This is a genomic window from Leeuwenhoekiella nanhaiensis, from assembly GCF_002744755.1.
Lineage (GTDB): Bacteria > Bacteroidota > Bacteroidia > Flavobacteriales > Flavobacteriaceae > Leeuwenhoekiella > Leeuwenhoekiella nanhaiensis.
Genome location: NZ_KZ319294.1, coordinates 114,366 through 136,305, shown reverse-complemented (window position 1 = coordinate 136,305; position 21,940 = coordinate 114,366). Strand labels below are relative to the sequence as shown.

22 protein-coding genes are annotated in these 21,940 nt (G+C 37.8%); all 22 read left to right on the top strand.

Annotation, left to right across the window (positions count from 1 at the left end):
• Window positions 1–47: 47 nt before the first annotated feature.
• The 22 genes from CJ305_RS14270 to neuC all read left to right on the top strand — a co-directional run bounded on the left by CJ305_RS14270 (window position 48) and on the right by neuC (window position 21,896).
• Window positions 48–938 carry a polysaccharide biosynthesis/export family protein gene (locus tag CJ305_RS14270; RefSeq protein WP_099646958.1) on the top strand — a complete coding sequence of 297 codons (891 nt, stop codon included), beginning with the start codon at window positions 48–50 and terminating at the stop codon, window positions 936–938.
• Entirely contained in the window at window positions 939–3,425 is a 2,487-nt protein-coding gene (locus CJ305_RS14265; RefSeq protein ID WP_099646957.1) for an exopolysaccharide transport family protein, read from the top strand.
• Window position 3,426: 1 nt separating this feature from the next.
• Window positions 3,427–4,290, top strand: a complete 864-nt coding sequence (locus tag CJ305_RS14260; protein ID WP_099646956.1) for an ABC transporter permease — start codon at window positions 3,427–3,429, stop codon at window positions 4,288–4,290.
• 154 nt (window positions 4,291–4,444) lie between these two features.
• The gene (locus tag CJ305_RS19750) at window positions 4,445–4,573 is read left to right on the top strand and encodes a hypothetical protein (RefSeq protein ID WP_262490584.1); all 129 of its coding nucleotides are present in this window, start codon (window positions 4,445–4,447) and stop codon (window positions 4,571–4,573) included.
• Between the two features lie 8 nt (window positions 4,574–4,581).
• The gene (locus tag CJ305_RS14255; protein WP_189319458.1) at window positions 4,582–5,544 is read left to right on the top strand and encodes a glycosyltransferase family 2 protein; all 963 of its coding nucleotides are present in this window, start codon (window positions 4,582–4,584) and stop codon (window positions 5,542–5,544) included.
• 3 nt (window positions 5,545–5,547) lie between these two features.
• Complete coding sequence (locus CJ305_RS14250; RefSeq protein WP_099646954.1) at window positions 5,548–6,834, top strand: ABC transporter ATP-binding protein; 1,287 nt, start codon at window positions 5,548–5,550, stop codon at window positions 6,832–6,834.
• Window positions 6,827–7,546 carry an O-methyltransferase gene (locus tag CJ305_RS14245; RefSeq protein ID WP_099646953.1) on the top strand — a complete coding sequence of 240 codons (720 nt, stop codon included), beginning with the start codon at window positions 6,827–6,829 and terminating at the stop codon, window positions 7,544–7,546. Before CJ305_RS14250 ends, CJ305_RS14245 begins: the two co-directional genes overlap by 8 nt.
• 9 nt (window positions 7,547–7,555) lie before the next feature.
• A complete protein-coding gene (locus CJ305_RS14240; protein WP_099646952.1) occupies window positions 7,556–8,479 on the top strand; it encodes a glycosyltransferase family 2 protein in 924 nt (307 codons plus the stop codon).
• Between the two features lie 11 nt (window positions 8,480–8,490).
• Window positions 8,491–9,669, top strand: a complete 1,179-nt coding sequence (locus CJ305_RS14235; RefSeq protein WP_099646951.1) for a glycosyltransferase family 4 protein — start codon at window positions 8,491–8,493, stop codon at window positions 9,667–9,669.
• Window positions 9,670–9,673: 4 nt separating this feature from the next.
• Window positions 9,674–10,657, top strand: coding sequence for a glycosyltransferase family 2 protein (locus CJ305_RS14230; protein WP_099646950.1), 984 nt, complete (start codon window positions 9,674–9,676; stop codon window positions 10,655–10,657).
• Window positions 10,658–10,659: 2 nt separating this feature from the next.
• Window positions 10,660–11,589 (top strand): glycosyltransferase family 10 domain-containing protein, encoded by a 930-nt coding sequence (locus tag CJ305_RS14225; protein ID WP_099646949.1) that lies wholly within the window; start codon window positions 10,660–10,662, stop codon window positions 11,587–11,589.
• A 10-nt stretch (window positions 11,590–11,599) separates the two neighbouring features.
• The gene (locus CJ305_RS14220; protein WP_143469391.1) at window positions 11,600–12,436 is read left to right on the top strand and encodes an FkbM family methyltransferase; all 837 of its coding nucleotides are present in this window, start codon (window positions 11,600–11,602) and stop codon (window positions 12,434–12,436) included.
• Window positions 12,426–13,397, top strand: a complete 972-nt coding sequence (locus tag CJ305_RS14215) for a glycosyltransferase family 2 protein (protein WP_189319457.1) — start codon at window positions 12,426–12,428, stop codon at window positions 13,395–13,397. The genes CJ305_RS14220 and CJ305_RS14215 overlap by 11 nt, the downstream gene beginning before the upstream one ends.
• Window position 13,398: 1 nt before the next feature.
• Window positions 13,399–14,352 carry a glycosyltransferase family 2 protein gene (locus CJ305_RS14210; protein ID WP_189319456.1) on the top strand — a complete coding sequence of 318 codons (954 nt, stop codon included), beginning with the start codon at window positions 13,399–13,401 and terminating at the stop codon, window positions 14,350–14,352.
• On the top strand, window positions 14,346–15,599 hold the full coding sequence (locus CJ305_RS14205; RefSeq protein ID WP_099646945.1) for a glycosyltransferase family protein: 1,254 nt from the start codon (window positions 14,346–14,348) through the stop codon (window positions 15,597–15,599). Before CJ305_RS14210 ends, CJ305_RS14205 begins: the two co-directional genes overlap by 7 nt.
• Window positions 15,586–16,512, top strand: coding sequence for a glycosyltransferase family 2 protein (locus tag CJ305_RS14200; protein WP_099646944.1), 927 nt, complete (start codon window positions 15,586–15,588; stop codon window positions 16,510–16,512). The genes CJ305_RS14205 and CJ305_RS14200 overlap by 14 nt, the downstream gene beginning before the upstream one ends.
• Window positions 16,439–17,452, top strand: a complete 1,014-nt coding sequence (locus CJ305_RS14195; protein ID WP_099646943.1) for a glycosyltransferase family 2 protein — start codon at window positions 16,439–16,441, stop codon at window positions 17,450–17,452. Before CJ305_RS14200 ends, CJ305_RS14195 begins: the two co-directional genes overlap by 74 nt.
• The gene (locus CJ305_RS14190) at window positions 17,449–18,108 is read left to right on the top strand and encodes an acylneuraminate cytidylyltransferase family protein (RefSeq protein ID WP_099646942.1); all 660 of its coding nucleotides are present in this window, start codon (window positions 17,449–17,451) and stop codon (window positions 18,106–18,108) included. The genes CJ305_RS14195 and CJ305_RS14190 overlap by 4 nt, the downstream gene beginning before the upstream one ends.
• Before the next feature lie 173 nt (window positions 18,109–18,281).
• A complete protein-coding gene (locus tag CJ305_RS14185; protein ID WP_099646941.1) occupies window positions 18,282–18,572 on the top strand; it encodes a GIY-YIG nuclease family protein in 291 nt (96 codons plus the stop codon).
• Between the two features lie 242 nt (window positions 18,573–18,814).
• Complete coding sequence (neuB, locus tag CJ305_RS14180; protein ID WP_099646940.1) at window positions 18,815–19,855, top strand: N-acetylneuraminate synthase; 1,041 nt, start codon at window positions 18,815–18,817, stop codon at window positions 19,853–19,855.
• The gene (locus CJ305_RS14175) at window positions 19,852–20,778 is read left to right on the top strand and encodes an O-fucosyltransferase family protein (protein WP_099646939.1); all 927 of its coding nucleotides are present in this window, start codon (window positions 19,852–19,854) and stop codon (window positions 20,776–20,778) included. The genes neuB and CJ305_RS14175 overlap by 4 nt, the downstream gene beginning before the upstream one ends.
• Window positions 20,775–21,896, top strand: coding sequence for a UDP-N-acetylglucosamine 2-epimerase (neuC, locus tag CJ305_RS14170; RefSeq protein ID WP_099646938.1), 1,122 nt, complete (start codon window positions 20,775–20,777; stop codon window positions 21,894–21,896). The genes CJ305_RS14175 and neuC overlap by 4 nt, the downstream gene beginning before the upstream one ends.
• Window positions 21,897–21,940: the final 44 nt, after the last annotated feature.

Genomic DNA, 21,940 nt, shown 5'->3' with positions numbered 1-21,940 from the left:
TTTAGTGTTAAGACTATATATTTGTTTCAGTTGCTATCCCAACGTCTATGAAATTTCTTACAAAATTGCCCCCTTTATCCAAAAAATGGGACTTAAGGCAGCGAAGCTTTGCTATTTCGGCAGCATTATTTACCGGATCTGGTAAAAATTTCTTACAAAAATTAACGGTGTTTCTGTGCTTGGTGATGTTTGCTTCGTGCATTCCGACCAAAAAGCTTAAATATCTTCAGGAAACACAAGTAGCTCAAGACAGCTTAATTCAGATTAATTTACAGCAAAGACCTTATCATGTTCAGATCAACGATGTGCTGAGCATTCGGGTAAAAGCATTAGATCAGGAGCTGGTAGCTTTATTTAATCCTGCTTCAGCGGGAGAAGAAGGTGCTTCACTTGATGAGGGCTATTATTATGACGGCTTTGTAGTGGATCGCCACGGGAAAATACGTTTGCCAACACTTGGTGAAGTATCGGTTTTGGGTTACACAACCGAAGAAATACAAAAAATCATTGAAGATAAATTGCTGGAAGATTATTTTACCGAAGAGGCTAACATATTCGTGACCGTTAAGTTGGCCGGAATTAAATATACGATTGCCGGGGAAGTAGGTGGCCCGGGTAATAAAGTGGAATTGGTTGAAGAACTTACGCTGCTTCAGGCTATTGTTAATAGTGGGGATATTTCGGAGTATGGAGATCGTACGGATGTCCTGGTAATCAGGCAATATCCGGGCGGAAAGAAAATTCATCACGTGGACCTAACGAGTATCGATGCCCTTAATTCTCCATATTATTATGTGCAGCCTAACGATTTGATTCTGGTTAATCCCCTTCCTCAGAAATCACTGGGAATCGGTACGACCGGCTTACAAAACTTAAATACAATAGTTTCTTTATTTACCCTGGCTGTAACCACAGTACTTTTGGTTACCCGACTTTAGATGGAAGATGAATTTGAAATAAAAGACCTGCAAAACTTCTTTGATTTTAGAGGCTTTTTGCTCAAGGTTCTCAGTTGGTGGCCGCTATTTGTGATGTGTATTGGCATCGCCTATTACATTGCCTACTATAAGAATGTGCGCAGGCAAACGGTGTATCGTATGAGTAATATGATCACGGTGAAAGATGATCAAAATCCTTTTTTTACCTCAAATACCAGTCTCACCTTCAACTGGGGTGGTACTACCGATAAGGTGCAGACCGCAATTATACTGTTGCGTTCCCGCAGTCATAATGAAGACGTGGTTGAGAAGCTTCAATTTTATGTAGATTATCTGCAACAGGGCAAATACCATTTGGAAGATATTTACGGTTCAACGCCCTTTGAAGTAGATGTCAATACCGCGCGGCCCCAACTGCTGGGTAAAATGGTCAAAGTGGTGTTTGATACCGATTCTACCTATACGCTGAATATCGATTTTAACGAAGGCTCAGGTCAGGCTCAAAATTATGATACTAAAGAAAGCTTTAATTTACCGCTGCCGGCAGCTTCGGTAAGTGAGCGCTTTGCCCTGGGAGACCCGGTTGATTTGCCTTATTTCAATTTTAAGCTAAATCCTTCCGGAATACCTGCGCAATTAGGCAAGGAATATCTGATTCGTTTTAACGGTTTTGACGGAGTAGTAGGACGCTATCGGGGCATCGGGATCGACCAGACACCTTCCGGATCCAGTATTTTGACTTTGAGCCTTACCGGCAGCAATAAAGCCCGACTCGTAGATTTCCTCAATTCATCGGTGCGTATTCTGGCCGAAAATCAATTGGAACGCAAAAACCTGTTTGCGACCAAAACCATTCAGTTTATTGATAGTAGTCTCGCCATAAAGTCGGTTGAGATGAAAAACGTGCAGGAAGAGCTTGATCAATTTCGCGATGAAAACAGCAGCGTGGGCATTGGGAGTAGTGAAGAAAGTCTCATTGCCAAAATAACCGAGCTTGACGCCCAAAAGCAGAATCTGGAGCAACGTTTGCAGTATTATCGGGATTTAGAAAACTACTTGCGTTCGCGTGAAGATTACGGTACCGATATTCCGGCACCTTCAATTACGGGAATTGGGGAAGGTAGTGTCACCCAAAGTGTCTCGAGTATTATTGAGCTGGCTGAAGAGCGCCGGCGACTGGCTTATACGGCGAAGCCAAATAACCCGGCTTTCAGGGATCTGGACCGGCGTATCAATGCCATAAAAGCAGTGTTGTTTGAAAATATGGCTTCAAGTCAGCAGATTTTAAACAATCAGCTCAGAGACGTGCGTAATGAAATCGCCCGTACCGAAGGACAAATGCGCAAGCTGCCTGCAGAACAGCAGCAGTTGTTTGGGATACAGCGGAGGTATAATCTGACCGAGGGCGCGTATGGGGTTTTCCTTGATAAACGCAGTCAGGCTGGGATTGTAAAGGCAGCCAATGTATCAGATATTATCATTATCGATGAGGCCAAGGATACGGGCGGCGGTGCGATTAGCGCCAATGACGGGGTAAGTTATGTGATGGCTGTTGTAGGAGGTACAGTAGTCCCGCTGACCTTTGTTTTCCTGTTGTTTTTCTTTGATACCAAAATCAGTAATCCCAACGAAATTAAACGCTTGTCGGGAATACCGGTTTTAGGGGCAATTGGTAAAAGCAATTCCAATAGCAATTTGGTGGTTATCGAGGATCCGCGTTCTGCAATTGCTGAAGCTTTTAGGGGCTTAAGATCCAGTCTTCAGTTCATCTATCGAAAGCAGAATATACAGGGAGCTAAAACGGTAAGGATTACTTCGTCTGTTAGTGGAGAAGGTAAAACCTTTTGCAGTATCAATCTGGCCAGTGTTTTCGCCTTAAGTGAGCGCAAAACGGTTTTGGTTGGGCTCGATCTTCGCAAACCAAAAATCTTTGGGGATTTTAATTTGCCCAATGAAAATGGGGTGGTTAATTATCTGATTGGGGAAAACAAGCTTGATGAGGTCATCCAAAAAACGAAAGTCCCGCATCTGGATGTGATTCTTGCCGGGGCGGTGCCTCCCAATCCTTCAGAATTGCTGATGAGCGATCAGATGGATGTGTTTATGCAGGAGCTGAAAAAGCGTTACGATTATATCATCCTAGATACACCACCCGTAGGCTTGGTTTCTGATGCTTTAGAATTGGACGAATATATAGATGCCACATTGTACGTAATAAGACAACATTACACGAAAAAAGGAATGCTTCGCCTGATCAATGATAAATATCAGAAGAAAGAAGTTCAAAACATTAGTTTTGTGCTCAACTATTTTAGTGCGAAGAGTAAGTTGGGCTATGGTTATGGCTACGGATATGAGTATGGCTACGGTTATGGGAAGTATGGGGAAGCTTATCGACAAACCGATGCTAAAAAAGGCTTGCTTCATAAAGGCAAACGCATATATAAAAAAGCAGGACGCTGGTTAGACCAACAATTGGAAAAATAAAATGGCAGAAAATGAAGATTGGTTGTATGAGATTAACGCTAAGCAGCACTTAATTCATCTTGATTTAAAGGAGATTTGGCGCTATAAGGACTTGCTGTTTCTTTTTATTCGGCGGGATATTATCGCAGCCTACAAACAAAGCATTTTGGGGCCGCTTTGGTATTTAATACAGCCTTTATTTACGGGCATTATCTTTACGCTGGTTTTTAACAATATAGCCAGTATTTCGACAGGGGGAGCTCCTCCTTTTTTATTCAATCTCGCCGGGATTACTATGTGGAGTTATTTTGCGCAGTGTCTTAACAATACGTCCAATACCTTTGCCAGTAATGCGGGCCTGTTTGCTAAAGTTTATTTTCCGAGAATTATCGCTCCCATGTCTCAGGCTATTTCAGCATTATTTAAGCTGAGTATACAGCTTTTTATTTTTACCTGTTTTTACCTCTATTTCGTAGCTAAAGGCTCAGCCATCAGCCCCAATTATACGCTTTGGTTTATCCCTTTCTTAATATTAATTGTAGCCGTATTAGGCTTGGGTACCGGGATGCTTATTTCTTCTCTTACTACTAAATACCGGGATTTCCGAATTCTAATTGGTTTTGCTACCACGCTTTTGATGTACATCTCGGCGGTGATGTACCCCATCTCTGAGGTGCAAAACAGTAAAACCCTTTCCGAATACACCTGGGTTGTTGAATTGAATCCTATTGCAATACTCATTGAAGCCTTTCGCTATATGACCCTGCAGGAAGGTATTTTTAATTGGGGACTTTTAGGATACTGTGCCCTACTAAGCCTGATGGTGTTCTTTGTCGGTTTGGTAGTGTTTAACCGTACAGGCAGGAATTTTATAGATACGATTTGATGAATTGTACCATCTATGGTTCTCGATACACTTGTTTTCGGCTCTGGCCTCAATCAAGCACTCGAACTGACAGAGTTGTCACTTCGAGTGAATTAAGCGGAACGAGAGTGGAGCTTGATTTGTATCGAGAAGTCATCTACTCAAAAATGAATCTATGTCCATAATTCTCAAAGCCGAAAACATTTCTAAACAGTATCGACTTGGTACTGTAGATTCAGGAACTTTACGCGATGATTTTAAGCGGTCAAGTGCTGTTATTGGTGTACTAAATTTTATTAATTAGGAATTAAAGTGAAAGATTCAGGTCTTGTCTCAATCATAATTCCCACCTATAACAGAGCTCATTTATTAGGGGAGACATTAGATTCGGTTTTGGCTCAAACTTACCCGAATTGGGAATGTATAGTGGTTGATGACGGAAGCACTGACAATACGAAAAACTTGGTTCAAGCCTATGCTGCAGAAGATCATCGAATACACTATTATAAACGTCCGAAACATAAACTTAAAGGTGCGCCCGGCTGTAGAAACTTTGGATTTATAGTCTCTAAAGGTGATTTTATAAATTTTTTCGATAGTGATGATCTAATGCACGTTGATTTCTTATCTCATAAATTGAATGTATTTGATTTGGAAAGCTATGATTTTGTAATTGCAAGGACGGCTGGGTTTACAGTTGATAGATCTCAATTAACTGATAGATATGAGGGATATTATAGATTTCAAAACTATCAAATTACACAGGAAAATTATGTGATGCAAAATATAAACTGGTTAACCCCAGACGGATTATATAAACGGCAGTTATTTTCCAAGGATCCCTTTAATGAATATTTACAATCTGGTCAGGAATATAATTTCATAACTGGAGTACTTGTTAAGACTAATAGAGGTTTTTTTATTGACGAAGTTTTGACATTTAGAAGGATTCACGAGAATTCTATCAAAGGGTCTTTGAAGCCAAGAACTACCCTGTACTTTACAAATAAATACAGATTATTCTCGCAAACTTTATCTGATTTCTATCCAAAATTAAATGTCCAGTCTAAAAAATACCTTATTTATCAATCTATGCATTTTTCATATGAATTGGCAGCAATGAAAAGGTATCCCACAGAACTATTAAGATTTATAAAGAATTCATCAAATACAATTGGTCCTAAAAAGATGGGGTATTTTATTCTAGGCTTATTTTTGGTTTTTTTCTTTAATAAAGGCTTTAAGCTTTTTAAAATGGCACAACCTAAACTTTAAAGAATGTCAGTTATATTAAAAGTCGAAAATATATCAAAACAATATCGTTTAGGGACCGTTGGATCAGGAACTTTAAAGGACGATTTTAAACGTTCTTGGGCTAAATTACGAGGTAAGGAAGATCCTTTTTTAAAAGTAGGTGCGGTAAATGATAAAAGTCAAAAGTCAACGGAGGATTATGTTTGGGCCCTGCGGGATATCAATTTTGAAGTAAGGCATGGTGAAGTTTTGGGAATTATAGGAAAGAACGGGGCCGGGAAATCTACCTTATTGAAAATACTGTCAAGGGTAACGGCACCTACCACCGGTGTTATTAAAAGTCGGGGTCGAATTGCATCCTTACTCGAAGTAGGTACCGGCTTTCATCATGAACTCACCGGACGTGAAAATATTTACCTCAATGGGGCTATTCTTGGGATGACCAAAGCTGAAATTAATAGCAAGCTGGATGAAATTATTGACTTTTCAGGTTGTGAGCGCTATATAGATACTCCAACTAAACGATATAGTAGCGGTATGACTGTACGATTAGCTTTTGCCGTGGCTGCACACCTCGAGCCGGAGATACTTGTTGTAGATGAAGTGCTGGCCGTAGGGGATGCGGAGTTTCAAAAAAAGGCCATAGGAAAAATGAAAGATATTTCTCAGGGAGAAGGTCGAACAGTGTTGTTTGTGAGTCATAATATGGCTAGTATTCAAAATTTATGTACGCGGGCCATTTTACTAGATAATGGATCCGTTAGAGCAGATAACTTTGTCGATAAAATTATTCAACAGTATTTACAGCCTTTAATTGAAAAGGAGAAAAATAATTTTAAAAAAGAAATTTCAGAAGAGGAACGCATTCTTCAAGGTCAACTGAGTATTGAGTATGTTGAATTGATTAGTGGTAAAGGAAAGAATGAATTGCCTCAAACAGGAAAATCTTTGATTTTTAAATTTGTAATGAAAAACCCAAGGGACATACAAACTAATAGGGTAAAATTCGATTTTCGAATCGATGACCAATACGGCAATCGTTTATTATGGTTTAGCACTTCAACGAGTTCTAATAGTTTGTTAAGAAATAAACCACTAAGGTCAATAGAGTTCTTGATAAAAAAATTACCATTAAATCAAGGTAATTATATTGTGACCACTCACCTTATGGTGGATAATATAGTGTCAGATTGGTCTAAAAATGCTTTTTATTTTAATGTTTTGGAAGGATTTTTTTATGAGCAACTTGTTGAAGTTTCTGTACAACAAGCACAAATACTAACTGATTACGAAATAAGTATCAATGATTAAAAGAATTAAAAGAATTATCAATGAATTCCGAACCGATAATAAAAAGCTTTTTTATAAGGATAGTCAAATATGGGCAAGTTTAAAACTACAGAGTCTTTTTGGGGAACATTTTATTCCACATACGAGCTGGACAATGACTCCACAAGCTATAGTTCACGCACTTAATATAATTGCTATAACAAAGCCAAAGGCTGTTATTGAATTTGGAAGTGGAGCAACGACAATTTATATAGCCAAATTGATTTCAATGGAGAATCGCTATGTTCAGTTTTATTCCGTAGAGTCAGATGAACTTTGGATGTCTCAGATCAAGGAACTTTTGATCCAACAAAATTTAGAAAAATACGTTAAATTTATACACGCTCCAATTGTACAAATAGAGTCAAATATTGCTTTTCAAAATCAAAAGAAGTGGTATGATCCTAAAATTATTCGAAAGAAAATTGAGTCAGTAGATCATTTTGATTTTGTAATTGTTGATGGTCCTTGGGGCGCTACAACCCCCTATGCTCGATACAGTGCATTTCCCGTGCTGAAAGACTTGACTAGTACTTCTACAAAATGGTTATTGGATGATACAGATCGACCTGAAGAAATGCAAATTGCTGAAATGTGGAAACAAGGACGAGAAATAACTATATATAAATACAAGCGTTATAGTATTCTCCAAGATTATTCACAATATAATATGGCTCCATATAATTTACAGTAATTGATTTGAATGCAAGAGAACCCATTAGTTTCTATAATCATTCCCACCTATAATCGAGCTGATCTTATTAGTCAGACCTTAGATTCAGTATTAGCGCAAACCTATAAAAACTGGGAATGTATTGTAGTCGATGACGGGAGCACAGACGAAACATCAGAGGTCGTGCAACGTTTTTTAGATAAAGATTCCCGTTTTCAGTATCATCACCGCCCGAAGAACAGATTAAAAGGAGCTAATACCTGTAGAAATTATGGTTTTGAGTTGAGTAAGGGTAAGTATATACAATGGCTGGATAGTGATGATTTAATCGGTCAAGAAAAAATTGATGAACAGGTAGCTATTCTGGAGAAAACTAGAGGGCTTTTTATAGCGACGTGTAAGTGGGATTATTTCTCAGACTGTTCTGATCTACATGACCTTAAAGAGGAAGTGCGTAGCGTCTATGGCTCTTTCTTTGAAATAAAAGATTTTTTGGAACAACTTGCACGATCAGAAGGATTTTTCCCTCCTCATGCTTATTTGCTTCCCAGAAAACTTGTTTATGATTCAGGTACTTGGCTTGAATACCTACAAATAAATCAGGATGGTGAATATTTCTCGCGGATTTTCTTACGTTGTAAAGGCGTCCTTTTTTCAGAACGGTCAAAGGCTTATTATCGTTTAGCTACTAGTTCAAACGTAAGTGCTTTAAGTAATAAGGAAAAAATGATTCAAGCCGTTGATAGCTGGAAACTTATTGAAGCCAATTTTGTTTTGCGCTTTGGGTCGGCAACTAGTTTGGTACAAATTTCAAAAAAATATTTAGCCCGGCGTATCTCAGAATTAGATCCTGATTTTATTAGAGAAAATCGATTATTTTTTTACGGAGAAAAGCCAAAAACAATAGCAAGTACACTGAAAAAAATCAAGAATAAATTCAGATTCAAGTTTTGAAAAGCTTTTCGTTGACCGATACTATTTTCAGAAAAAAAAAAGTGTTGCTAATCATGCACTACGGAAGTCTTGGAGGCGCAGAACGCCAAGGCCTGGGATTAGCTAAATTTTTAACAGAAGAATACCAATGTGAAGTGTCTCTTTTGCTTACGTTTAGCGATGAACTGCAGCCCGATTTTAAGCAATTTGCCAAAGCTTGTCATATCAGACACATTTTCCATACACACGCTCCTTATTTGGTGTTTTGGAAAGAATTAAGCTATCGTAATCTAAAACGGCTGGTATGGAGCTTCAAGTACATTTGGGCTTATAGGAAAATACTTAAACCCAATGGATTTGATTATATATTTCCGTTTCTAAACTTTCCATCTAAAGTTGCCTTTTATCTGTATAAAGTTTTACCAACTGTTAAGTTTACGTTTTGGCATCAATTGGGTCTCGATGTTTTTAAACCTGATGAATTGTTTGAAAAATATGCATCAAGAGCTGTGCCGGCAGTCATAGCCAACTCACAAACCGGATTGGATTTATACAAAAAGCACTATGGGCTTGATGTGGAAAAATCATACATTCTCCCTCAATATCTAACGATGGAATATCTTTATTTTGATAAAAGGGAAATCCGTGACAAATTTAATATACCTCAAGACGCCCTAGTTTTTGGAATGGTAGCCCATTATAGGGAAGACAAAAAGCACGAACTCATTCTGGAAGCTTTTAAAAAAGTAAGCGAAAATTTCGAAGACGCATATTTAGTATTTGTCGGGAACAGGGAGTCATCAGGATATACCCGAATTAAATATGATGCACTTGAAAAGTCTATTCGTGAAGAAGGTTTAAAAAGTAAGGTACGTATGTTATCCCAGGAATCAATAGAAGAAGTTTTGAGTTGTTTGGATGTTGGTCTATTAATTTCAGAAATAGAAGGAATGCCTAATGCTGTGATGGAATACATGCTTTATGGATTGCCTGTAATAGCAAGTGATCATCCCGGCTGTAAATACCTACTTAAAGAAAGTCCGTATCTCATATCCAATAGCAGAGAAGTCTTGATTGGCAAAATGTTAGAGCTATTAAACAGTCCATCAGAACGCGAACTACAAGGGCTTAAAAACCGAGAATATATTAAAAGCTTTACTAAGGAATCGTACATAAGGGATTTAAGTACAATCATTAATCGTCATTTATAAGCCGATGCCTAAAGTCTCAATCATATTGCCTACTTATAATGGACAGGCTTATATCGAAGAGGCAATAACAAGTATATTGAATCAAACTTTTGAAGATTTCGAATTGATTGTTGTAGATGACTGTTCAACAGACCATACACCAAGTTTGCTGGAATCTTTTAGGCTTCAGGATTCCAGGATCAAAATAATTACAAACAAGCAAAACTTGAAATTACCTACCTCGCTTAATGTTGGTCACCGGATGGCGCGAGGGGAGTATTTAACCTGGACTTCAGATGATAATACACTTCATAGTAATTTTTTGGAGCGTTTAGTGAAGGTTTTGGAAACTAGCAGCGAAGATGTAGTATATTCTGATTTTAATGTAATTAATGATCAAAGTAAACATATTAGAGTTTATAAAGTCAGTCCGGTAAGTCTTTTACCATTTGAAAATGGAATTGGTGCCAGCTTCTTATATAGAAAGAAAGTTTTTCAAAAATTTAATTATAATGAGGATTTACATGGCATCGAGGATTATGATTTTTGGGTAAGAACTGCACAGGTATTTTGTTTTAAACAAATTGAAGAAACACTATATAATTATAGAATTCATCGAGCAAGTCTTACGTCTCAAATATTTAGAGATGCGAAGACGCAGAGAAATTTTGATAGAGGAGTGAGGATGGTTCTTGAGAATTTTCATTCAATGAGCCCTAAAACCAGAAAAATGTTATTTCAATTTCAAAGGCCTGACTACTGGAATTGGAATTTTTATTTTAAAATTCGAAAAGAGGCTGAAATAGAATTGCAAAATTGGATTTTAGAGAAAAATGGTGATCTAAATCAATTCAACCATAGTTATAATAAAAAATTACGCAGTCTTTTATTTAATAATGCGGACCGAAGAGAGATTTTGAAAGCCATACTATTAAAACCTCAACTCTTAAGTAACAGTTATAGTCGAAAAACCACTATTGAAATTTTAAAAAAGCTTTTCGTTAATTAGAATTGAAACCCATCCTTAAAATTCAGTTTTCAGATTTTTGGCCTGGTTTTATTGTCAGGGAAAATTATCTTTATCGTCTGCTCAATAAAAAGTATGAATTAATACTATCTGATGATCCGGAAGTTCTCATCTATTCTTGCTTTGGGAATCAGTTTTTGAAATTTAAATGTTTAAGAATATTCTTTACATCTGAAAATCGAAAGACTAATTTTTTAGAAACAGATTATAGTATTTCGTTTGAATTTAGGAGAAATAAGCGTCAGTATAGGCTGCCGTATTTTGCCACGCGAATTTTAGAGTCAAACCTGTTAGGCCAACTTAAGTCTCCAGGATTCGAAGAATCATTACGTTTATACGATTCTAGGAAATTTTGCGCTATGGTGGTATCGAACCCAAGATCTTATGAGCGAATTAATTTTTTTAAAAAATTAAATTGTCTTCTAACCGTTGATTCTGGTGGTAGATATCTGAATACTATAGGAGGCCCAATTCTTAATAAAATTGATTTTATTAAGAATTATAGGTTTGTTCTTTCTTTTGAGAATGAACGCTTTCCTGGTTATTTAACGGAAAAAATTGTTGATGCATTTCTGTCTAATAGCATTCCAATCTATTGGGGTGATCCTCTTGTAAGTAAGGTGTTTAACCCTAAAAGGTTTATAGATAGATCAGAATTTGAGTCTGATGAAGACTGCATTCGAGAAATTATTAAAGTAAATTCAGATCCTCACCGATATGCAAAAATACTTTCTGAACCAATATTTATAGAACCTCTGCCAGATTATTTAGAAGAAAATAGACTTTTAGATTTTTTACTTTGTGCTATTGAGCAAAGAGATAAAAAGTACCTGGTTGCTAATTATTATAAAAGTACCTTGGCCTATTGTAAGAGAAGAATTGTTAAAATAAAAGCCAATCTGACAAAAAAATAATAAATCAATTTTGGGTTTAGTAAAAAGCTTTTTCTTAGAAAAGAAACTTCGATTAGTGTATAGTGCCTTATTAAAAAGCACTCCTCAAAAGCGTTTGTTATATGATGTAAGTCGAAGTTCATTCATAAGACGAGCAAAACAAGAAGAAAACAAAAAGATTTATTGGCTTGAACTAAAGAAATATCTCAATCCCATTTTTATCAGGAATCGACCCAGTAGCGATTATGACGTTTTACGTCAAGTGATTTTTGAAGGGGAATATGAAATGGCCTGTTCTGCCCTTGAGCTCAACTTCAAAACTTTTGAGACTGTGAGGATTGTTGATGCTGGCGCTAACATTGGCCTAACTTCGCGTTTTTTTACAGCGCGTTTCCCCAATAGCCTCATTTATGCTTTAGAACCAGAGCCCGAAAACTTCAAAATGCTACTGAAAAACATTTCCGGTTTAGATACAATCAAACCTTTACAGAATGCTTTAAGTGCAGAAAGAGGAAAGCGTTTTGCCATTGGAAAATCTATGCGTGATGGTGCAGATTGGGCAAGAACAACTCAGGAAAGTGCCAATGGAACTATTATGGGTATTACACTTGAGGAACTATTGACTGAAAATGGAGGATTCTTCGATATTTTAAAAATAGACATTGAGGGTGCAGAACGTTTTATTTTTGATAATCAGGCAAGTCAGGATTTTTTAGATAAGACCAGAGTGCTGGTGATTGAGATACACGATGAGTTTAATATACGTACTTCAATCTATCAGATACTTCGAAAACGGGGCTTTAGTATTTTAGAGCAGGGAGAGTTAACTCTAGGAATCAACACTAAACTGATGAATTTTGGCTCCTAAAATTAGCGTTTTACTGCCCGTATATAATGCTGCATCTTTTATAGGTGAAAGTATACAGAGCATTCTTGATCAGACCGAATCCGATTTTGAGCTTTTGATCATCGATGATTGTTCAACAGATAATAGCTTTCAAATTATTGAAAGTTTTCAAGATCCCCGTATTATCCTGCATAAAAAGAAATTGAATTCCGGATATACAGAAAGTTTAAATTGGGGTATTGATCAGGCAAGAGGTAAGTATATCGCTCGTATGGATGCAGACGATGTAAGTTTACCGCAGCGTTTTGAAAAGCAATTGCTTTTTTTAGAGAAAAATCAGCATATAGCGATGTGTGGGACGGATGCAATAGTAAAAGGGAGTAATCTTAAGTTCAATTATCCCTGCGAACCAGAAGCAATACAAGCAAATTTGCTATTAGGCAGTTCTCTTATTCACCCCAGTATACTAGGCAGGGCTGAAATTTTCAAGGCACATAAATACAATATTGCAAAAGAGCCGGCCGAAGACTATGATTTGTTTACACGTCTGGCAGCGAGCGGAATACAGTTAGCCAATCTAGAAGAACCTTTATTAATTTATCGGGTACATACCAATCAAATTTCAAAAGTTCAGAATCAGAAACAGATTGGAAGCGCACAACAGAGTATGTTGCGTATGTTTAAGTTGTTTGAATACGATCGAATTCAATATTCCGATGAAACAGTACTATCCTACATTTGGCCAACAAGATCTATAAATAGGGGACAGCTTAAAGCCGGACTTGTATTTTTTGAACAACTTAAGAATTCTAAGCACCCCTTTACTAAAAAAGAGGTTTTAAAAGTAATTCGCATAAAACGCTATAATCTGTTCAAAGCTTATGTGAAGCAAATGAATTTTGGAACCATCAAAGCTTCGTTCTTAGCATTGAGACTTCTCGGGCTATCGCATTGGCGTCAAATTTTGAAATTAAGTTATTAGTTTGAAGTCTAGTAATTATCCCAAAGTTACCATCCTATTAGCCACATTTAATCGGGCTCATTTAATCCTTGAGACTTTAGAGTCTATAGCAAATCAAACCTATGCCAATTTCGAATGTTTAATAACTGATGATAATTCAACCGACGACACAGAAGTAGTTGTCAGTGCTTTTATAGAAAGCGATTCCCGATTTTTCTACTTTAAAAAGCCAAAGCAATATCCTCAAGGACTTTCGGCTACGCGAAACTATGGCTTAGATTTAGCTGAAAATTTGAAAGGTATTTACATTCTTTTCGTAGATGATGACGATATTGTCGGTCCCAGAAATCTAGAGGTTTGTATTAGTGTCTTTAAAGATTTAGACCTTGATTTTATACATTATAAAATACAGCCATTTACTGGTGGTTTTAAGGGATTCAAAAGTGTAGAATTGCAACCTGAAGGTATTTGTAATATTGATAAAACTAGGCTTATAGAAGTCTTAGATAATAAAATACCGCTTGCAAGTTGTAGCGTAATGTGGAATAAGACAGCTCTAAAGTATGAACGTTTTGATGAAGAATTACCATATGCGGAAGAATTAGAGTTTTATGCTCGATTGATAGCTAAAGGAAGAAAAGGATGTGCTATCTCAGCAATACTTTATTATAATCGAAAACACCTAAATAGTAATACTGGTGCCTTTAATTCTGGCTCTCCAGTTTATTTAAAAGGCCTCCTAGATGCATATTACAAAACCGTAGATAATCTTACAATACTCAATCTCGATGATTATAAATTGGCAAAATTTTTTGTTTGGAAAGCAGCAATTTATAATGAAAAATCGTTATACAAATATGTATTGAAAAAAATGAATCTAAATTTTTACAATAAATTAAGGTTAAAATCTATATACAATCTTAAACCAGTAATTTCACTTATTCTTAAGAGTAAAAAAAGTAGTAAAAAGTGCTGAAAAGTATACTCATAGTCACAGATTCCATTAACACTGCAGACAGCAGCGGCTCTAAGGCTAATGTGGCTTTTATTAAAAGTCTTGTTGCTTCAGATTATGCAGTAACAGTCATTCACTATACCCAGCGAGAGATTCAAATAGAAGGAGCTACCTGTATTTTAGCAGAACAAAGAAAAAGCAATCTATACTATATATTTGGTGGAATTCAACGTACTGTACAGCGTAATCTGGGTGTGGACTGGTCAGTATTTTTAGAAAATAGCTTTGGATTTAGTTTTGCATTTTTCAATGACAGTAAATCTCTTGTAAGAAGGATTAGAAACCTTAATATTAGAGATTTTGATTTGGTCATAACCTTGAGCAAAGGAGAAAGTTTTCGACCTCATCATGCTGTTTTAAAACTGCCCGTTTGGCATCTAAAATGGTTGGCTTATGTACATGATCCCTATCCCTTTCAAAATTATCCCTGGCCTTATACCTTTGTTCCTAAAGGGGCAAAACAGAAAGATCATTTTTTTAAAAAAGTAGCTGTCCATTGCAAATTTGCAGGCTTTCCATCACGTCTTTTAGCAGATCATATGGCAGGATTTTATCCAGAGTTTAAAGAAAAATCTGTAGTCATTCCACATCAATATGATAACCTAATTTCCGGGGTTTCACTACCTTCATTTTTTAAGGAAGATGCATTTAATATTGTTCATACCGGAAATTTAATAGGAGGTAGATCACCTGAAGGGTTATTAAAAGGATTTCAACTTTTTTTAGAAAGTCAGGAAGAAGCGAGACAGGAGAGCTATTTGTATTTAGTGGGGCCTTCCAGTAATTATAGAGAATTGATGAATGCATATGAGCTTGCTCCACAGTTTATTTTTCATCCGGGTGTTTCTTATGCGGAATCTCTAGCATTACAGCAGGCTGCTTCGGTAAACCTTATCATTGAGGCAAGTGATACCGACTTTAGCCCGTTTTTACCGGCCAAGATGGCTCATTGTGTGATGGTAGATAAGCCTATTTTAGCTTTAAGTCCGAAAAAAAGTGAAACGCGTAGGCTGCTCGGAGAAGATTACACCTGGCAAAGTGAAGCAGACGATTCCAAACAGATCGCCGGGATTCTTTCTGAGCTCTACCTCAAATGGAAAAGTACAAAGGCAGAATCCTGGCGTTTAAACCGGACCGATTTACAGGACTATTTTTCATCAGCGTATCTCAATAAAAAAATTCAAAATCTCCTTAATGCCTCTGCTTGATTCCCGAGACGTAAGCATTATAATTACAACTTACAACCGTAAAAGGGAGTTGGTCTTTACAGTAAATACCTTGCAAGATGTTATTAGTCCAGAGGGGATTTACATTTGGGATGATGCATCTACCGACGGCACTTTTGAATACATCTCGAGTGAATATCCGGAGATTAATATATTTCAGAATACAGTAAATAAGGGCTTGATAGCCAACCGAAATCAATTGATGCAAGCCGCTCCCACAGAATACGTGCTTTCCCTTGATGATGACGCGCACTTTTTAAATCCTGAAGAATTAGAAAAAGCAATGTCGTTTATGCAGGAGAATCCCAATTGTGCTGTATTATCGTTTAGGCTTTTTTGGGGTCTGCAAAAGCCGCCGAGTCAAAAAACTTCTGAGAATACCTACCAGGTAAGTAATTTTTTGGGAGGTGCTCACCTGATGCGTAAAAGTGCCTGGGATAACTTTATAAAGTCTTATCCGGAATGGTATCATTTCTATGGAGAAGAGGACTTTGCCGCAATGAAATTATTCAGGGCAGAACAAATGCTGTTCTATTTTCCGAAAGTGCTCGTTCATCATCGGGTATCACTTAAGAATCGAAAAAAGAGCGCTGAAGAAACCAGCTTAAGGACCCAACGGGCATTACAGGCTGCTTGGAGTAACTATTTGATCTTTTACCCAAAACAAAAAGCCTGGATTAAGATTATATATTCCATAAAAGAACAATTAAGGCTGAAATTTTTAAAAGGAGATTTCGATATTCTGATGAGTATAGGCAAGGCGGGCTTAGCGCTCATTCAGAATAGACAACATCGACAAAAGCTGGACTTAAGATTTTCTAATGAAAGACTTAAAGCCTATTTATCATTGTCTCAGGCGCCTATTTTTTGGAAACCTAAATCGAATTCAAATTAAGCATAGAGTCTCCGTAATTATTCCTGTTTACAACCGGGAAGCTCATCTAAAGGATACACTCAATTCGATAAAGGCTCAAACTTATCGCAATTGGGAGTGTTTACTTGTTGACGATCACAGTACAGATAAATCCGTGAATATATTGAAGGAGTTTGAAGAAGAAGATTCCCGATTCAAAGTGTTGATTCGTCCTGATAACAGACCCAAAGGAGCTAATGCCTGTCGTAATTTTGGTTTTGAACATGCTAAAGGAAAATTAGTCAATTGGTTTGATTCTGATGATTTGATGGAGCCGGATTTTATTCAGAAGAAGCTTTCTGCTTTTGATGCGAAAACGGATATCGTTTTGTCAAAAACGAAAATCTATTATGTGAAAGATCAAACGGAAGTTTTTGAACAGCGTACCCATTTAACGTCAAATTTGCTCGAGGACTTTATCACTCGTAAAATATCCTGGTATTTGCCAGACCCGATGTATGCCAAATCCTTTTTGGATAAACATAATTTAGTTTTTGATGAACAACTCTTGGGTGGGCAGGATCGCGATTTTTTTCAACGTGTATTGTTAAACAATCCAGAAATGCTAGTCATTAATGACTATTTAACCACATACCTTAAGCACAGTGCGAGTATTTCAGAGAAAATATATAAGCAGGGCAATTTTAAAATTACGCAATCCCGAGTTCGTGCTCTGATTTCGTTCATTAAAATGTTGCGGTCGGAAGGCAGGTTGTCTCCCTCGCTCAGGAGGTTTTATACCGCTGAATTACGAAATATGATACCGCTGGTTCATAAGGATTCAAAAACAACAAAATCCATTTTAAAAGCGCTGTTAAAATTAGGATCTCTAAATTTTGAGACACTTAAGAACTGGAGTAAAGTGAGCTTAGGGCTTTCGAGTTTGATGGTTACTGGTAAAGGTCAAAAGCTATTTAAATGAAAAACTACTTAGTTTTAATCCCCGCACGTGCCGGTTCGCAAAGACTTCCTGGAAAAAATATGCGGCAATTAGGAGATAAACCGCTCCTTGGCCATAGCATTACATATGCTTTGAAAAATGGTTTGAGCGATATAGTAATCACTTCAAACGACGCTGCTGTTTTGGATTTTGCCGCTCAAAATGAAGTTCAGGTGATTAAAAGACCCGATGCGTTAGCGGGTAATGAAGAGCCTGTTGTAACAGCTTTGAAACATGCAGTAGATCACTTGCAAAAAAAATACAATGCGGTTATTTTACTGCAGCCCACAAATCCATTGAGACCAAAAGGGCTTCTCAAAGAGGCTATTGCAGTTTTTGAGCGAGAGGATTGCGACAGCCTGATGACCGTTTCCCGAAATGAACATAAATTGGGAACCATTTCTAATCATCAATTTATACCTTACAATTATAAAATGGGTCAGCGTAGTCAGGATCTAGAGCCTTTGTATTATGAAAACGGGTTGCTTTATATTTTCAAAACAGCCTTACTAAATCAAAGGAAACTTCTAGGAGAAAAAAACTATCCCCTGATTGTTGACCATCCTTTTGCCGAAATCGATATTGATACGGAAGCCGACTTTAAGAAGGCTGAGTTGTATTTGAATCACTTTAAATAGTGTCACTTCGACTTTGTCACTTCGAGTGGCTGAAGCACAGCTTAAGCGGAGCTTCAGGCGTATCGAGAAGTCTTAGAAGTTAGAATGCTTTTAGTTCAAGATGCTTCTCGATACATTTGCTTTCGGATTTTGGCCTCAACCAAACACTCGAAGTGACAAACAAATCTTAATTCTTGGAAATTTATAGTGTTTATATTCTAAAGTGCCGGGATAAAACCTACTATACTGGTATAACTTCTAATCTTTGGGATCGGATTGAACAACATAAATCCGGGAGGTATAAAAATTCCTATACGTACAGCAGAAGGCCGATTGAATTGGTTTATTATTGTGAATTTACAGAGCCCGATATAGCAATCGAGTTTGAGAAGAAGATTAAAAATTGGCCGCAGGTAAAGAAGGAAGCCTTGATAAGTGGGAAATATCAAAAACTACCTAATTTGGCTAAAAAGCGATTTAAATAATGTCACTGGTTGTCACTTCGACCTTGTCACTTCGAGTGAATTAAGTGTAGCGATAGCGAAACTTAATTTGTATCGAGAAGTCTTCTTTATTCGAATTTTTTTAGTTCTCGACGCTTCTCGATACATTTGCTTTCGGCTTGTAGCCTCAATCAAACACTCGAAGTGACATTCTCGATATGTTTTTTTAATTTCAATTAACAATTAACAATTAACAATTAACAATTAACAATTAACAAATCCCCTTGAACCCATACATCCAAATCGAAAACCGCAAAATAGGACCAGATTACCCGCCACTTGTCATTGCCGAAATAGGCATCAATCACGAAGGTTCGTTACAGGTCGCTAAAGAACTGGTTGATGCTGCGCACCGGGCAGGAGCGGAAGTGGTTAAACACCAAACGCATATTGTAGAAGATGAAATGAGCAGTGCGGCAAAGAAAGTGATTCCGGGGAATGCAACTGTTTCTATTTATGAGATAATGAAGCGTTGCGCGCTTGATGAAGCCGATGAGATTGCGCTTAAAAAGTACGTAGAAGAAAAGGGAATGCTATTTATCTCTACACCCTTTTCCCGCGCTGCCGCAAACCGGCTTCAGGCTATGAATGTTTCGGCCTATAAAATCGGTTCGGGTGAATGCAATAATTATCCCCTGCTTAAGCACATCGCAGGTTTTGGTAAACCGGTTATTCTCAGCACCGGGATGAATACACTTGAAAGTGTTTCTAAAGCCGTACAGATTTTTAAGGATGCGGGTACACCTTTCGCTTTGCTGCACACCACCAATTTATATCCAACCCCGACTCATTTAGTGCGTTTGGGCGCGATGACTCAACTGCATCAGGCCTTTCCCGATGTGCCTTTTGGCTTATCAGATCATACCTTGAATAATAATGCCTGTTTAGGAGCAGTAGCTTTGGGAGCGTCTATTTTAGAGCGGCATTTTACCGATCATATGCAGCGTACCGGACCGGATATCGTTTGCAGTATGGATGAAGAAGCCTGCGCCGAACTCATCAGGTCAAGTAAGGAAATCTGGCTTATGCGCGGGGGCGAAAAAACTCCGGCAAAGGAGGAACAGGTCACCATAGATTTTGCATTTGCAACCGTTTGTACCATCGCGTCCATTAAAAAAGGGGAGGTTTTTAGTGAAGCGAATATTTGGGTAAAGCGTCCGGGAACGGGCGAAATTTTAGCTGAACAGTTTGAAGATATTCTGGGTAAAAAAGCAGCAAGAGCTATTGCGGAAGACGCTCAACTCAAGTTTAGCGATATTCAATGAGTTCGATAAAACGATGGCTGAATACCGCATATCAAAGGGAGATAGATTACTATTTTAATCTTCGCCTACAGCGCAATCAACAGCTTATCCTTAAAAATAAATCTAAAGGCATATTTGCCGTTGAGGTGTTCTCCAAGATGGGTTTTGGAGCAAACTTTATTTGGTTGCTTGAAATTCTTGAATATTGCGACTCCGAGGGCTTAAAACCTTTTGTGATTTTTAGAAATCCGTCGAAAAGAATAGGATCAAAAAGCTTTTCAGAATTCGTAAAATTTAAAAATGATTCTCAAAAGCCATTCTTCCTGCATTATGCGGTTATGCGGTCTTTTAAAGATCTGGATTTGAACAGGGCCTGGAATTACAATTCGGCTTTAACTTTGGAACGAGCCAATTATCTGCTCAATACCTATCTGGAATTGGATACCGAAGTTACCGAATTTGTACAAAATTACACTGCAATTGAGTTTACAGCAAAGCGTATGATAGGCGTACACTATAGGGGTACAGACAAAATTACTGAGGCTCCTGCTGTTTCTTATGAACTGGTAAAAGAGGTCTTGCTTTCCGAGCTTGAAAATGAATCTCAAAACATTCAATTTTTTCTGGCTAGTGATGATCATAATTTCATCGATTATATAACCTTTGAACTCGGAAAAAGCCAGATTTTATGCAGAACGATCAATCGTTCTAAAAACGGGAAACCCATTCACATTACAGCAAAGAATCATCGCGAGGTTAACCGCGAAGCACTAATTGATTGCCTCATTCTTGCCAGGTGCGATAAACTGATCAAAACGGCCTCGATTTTAAGCGGTTGCTCTGTGGTTTTTAATCCAAATTTGGAAGTCGAAATGCTTAATGAGCCTTTTCCCGAATACCGTTTTTTTCCTGAAAAGTTCCTTTTAAAATCCAGGACGTTTTGAGAAAAATTGCCTTCCTAAGCGGTACACGGGCAGATTTCGGGAAGTTAAAATCCCTGATTCAGGCGGTAAGCGATGCATCCGATTTTGAGTATTGCATTTTTGCTACCGGTATGCACCTGCTTGAGCAATATGGACTAACCGTTATTGAGATCGAAAAGGCCGGTTTGCATAACATACACCGCTTTCCCAATCATACCTCAGAAGCCACAATGGATCTTACCCTGGCTAAGACTATCGAAGGTTTTTCAGCCTTTGTCAAAACAGTTGAGCCTGATTTAATTATTGTTCACGGCGACCGGGTCGAAGCCCTGGCCGGTGCAATTGTGGGTTCATTGAATAATATTTTGGTAGGTCATATTGAAGGAGGCGAACTTTCGGGCACGGTTGATGAACTCATTCGGCATTCGGTAAGTAAATTGAGCCATATTCATTTTGTATCTCACGAGACGGCAGCCAAACGTTTGCTACAAATGGGCGAACTCGAGAGCAGTATTTTTAACATCGGTTCGGCTGATTTAGATGTGCTATTCAGTGATACCTTACCCAATCTCAAAACTGCAAAAGCCTATTACGACATTCCGTTTGAAAGCTATGCTGTAGTCTTATTTCATTCGGTAACCACCGCGCATCAGGAAACTGCCACGCACGCAGGTGATTTTGTACAGGCGCTATTGGAAGATGATCAAAACTATGTGGTGATCTATCCCAATAATGACCTGGGTTCTTCCGCTATTTTGAAGACGTATCGCCAATTTGAAGAGCATCCGCGATTTAGGCTTTTTCCGTCCTTGCGGTTTGAGTATTTCATTACCTTGCTCAAAAATGCGGCTTTTTTAATAGGAAACAGTAGTGCCGGTATTCACGAGGCCCCTTATCTGGGTATTCCTACAGTAAATGTGGGCAGGCGCCAGGAAAACCGGGACTTACTGACCGACAGCATCATTCACGTGGATAATTCTAAAGCAGCTATTTTAAAAGGTATCGCCTCTGCGAAAGAACTAAAGGTTAAACCAAAAGGAGCAAAAAGTACCAAAACAGCTGCCTCCGGATTTCTGGAAGCGCTAAGAACCGAAGCTTTTTGGCAAATAGATCATCAGAAGCAGTTTAGGGATCTTTAATATAGAAATACCAAATATGCATTTTAAACTTCTAACTTTGAATC

Bases quoted from the DNA above. Each gene is read 5' to 3' on its own strand.
- CJ305_RS14270 (WP_099646958.1), top strand. From the start codon at position 48: ATGAAATTTCTTACAAAATTGCCCCCTTTATCCAAAAAATGGGACTTA.
- CJ305_RS14265 (WP_099646957.1), top strand. From the start codon at position 939: ATGGAAGATGAATTTGAAATAAAAGACCTGCAAAACTTCTTTGATTTT.
- CJ305_RS14260 (WP_099646956.1), top strand. From the start codon at position 3,427: ATGGCAGAAAATGAAGATTGGTTGTATGAGATTAACGCTAAGCAGCAC.
- CJ305_RS19750 (WP_262490584.1), top strand. From the start codon at position 4,445: ATGTCCATAATTCTCAAAGCCGAAAACATTTCTAAACAGTATCGACTT.
- CJ305_RS14250 (WP_099646954.1), top strand. From the start codon at position 5,548: ATGTCAGTTATATTAAAAGTCGAAAATATATCAAAACAATATCGTTTA.
- CJ305_RS14245 (WP_099646953.1), top strand. From the start codon at position 6,827: ATGATTAAAAGAATTAAAAGAATTATCAATGAATTCCGAACCGATAAT.
- CJ305_RS14240 (WP_099646952.1), top strand. From the start codon at position 7,556: ATGCAAGAGAACCCATTAGTTTCTATAATCATTCCCACCTATAATCGA.
- CJ305_RS14230 (WP_099646950.1), top strand. From the start codon at position 9,674: ATGCCTAAAGTCTCAATCATATTGCCTACTTATAATGGACAGGCTTAT.
- CJ305_RS14200 (WP_099646944.1), top strand. From the start codon at position 15,586: ATGCCTCTGCTTGATTCCCGAGACGTAAGCATTATAATTACAACTTAC.
- CJ305_RS14195 (WP_099646943.1), top strand. From the start codon at position 16,439: ATGAAAGACTTAAAGCCTATTTATCATTGTCTCAGGCGCCTATTTTTT.
- CJ305_RS14190 (WP_099646942.1), top strand. From the start codon at position 17,449: ATGAAAAACTACTTAGTTTTAATCCCCGCACGTGCCGGTTCGCAAAGA.
- CJ305_RS14175 (WP_099646939.1), top strand. From the start codon at position 19,852: ATGAGTTCGATAAAACGATGGCTGAATACCGCATATCAAAGGGAGATA.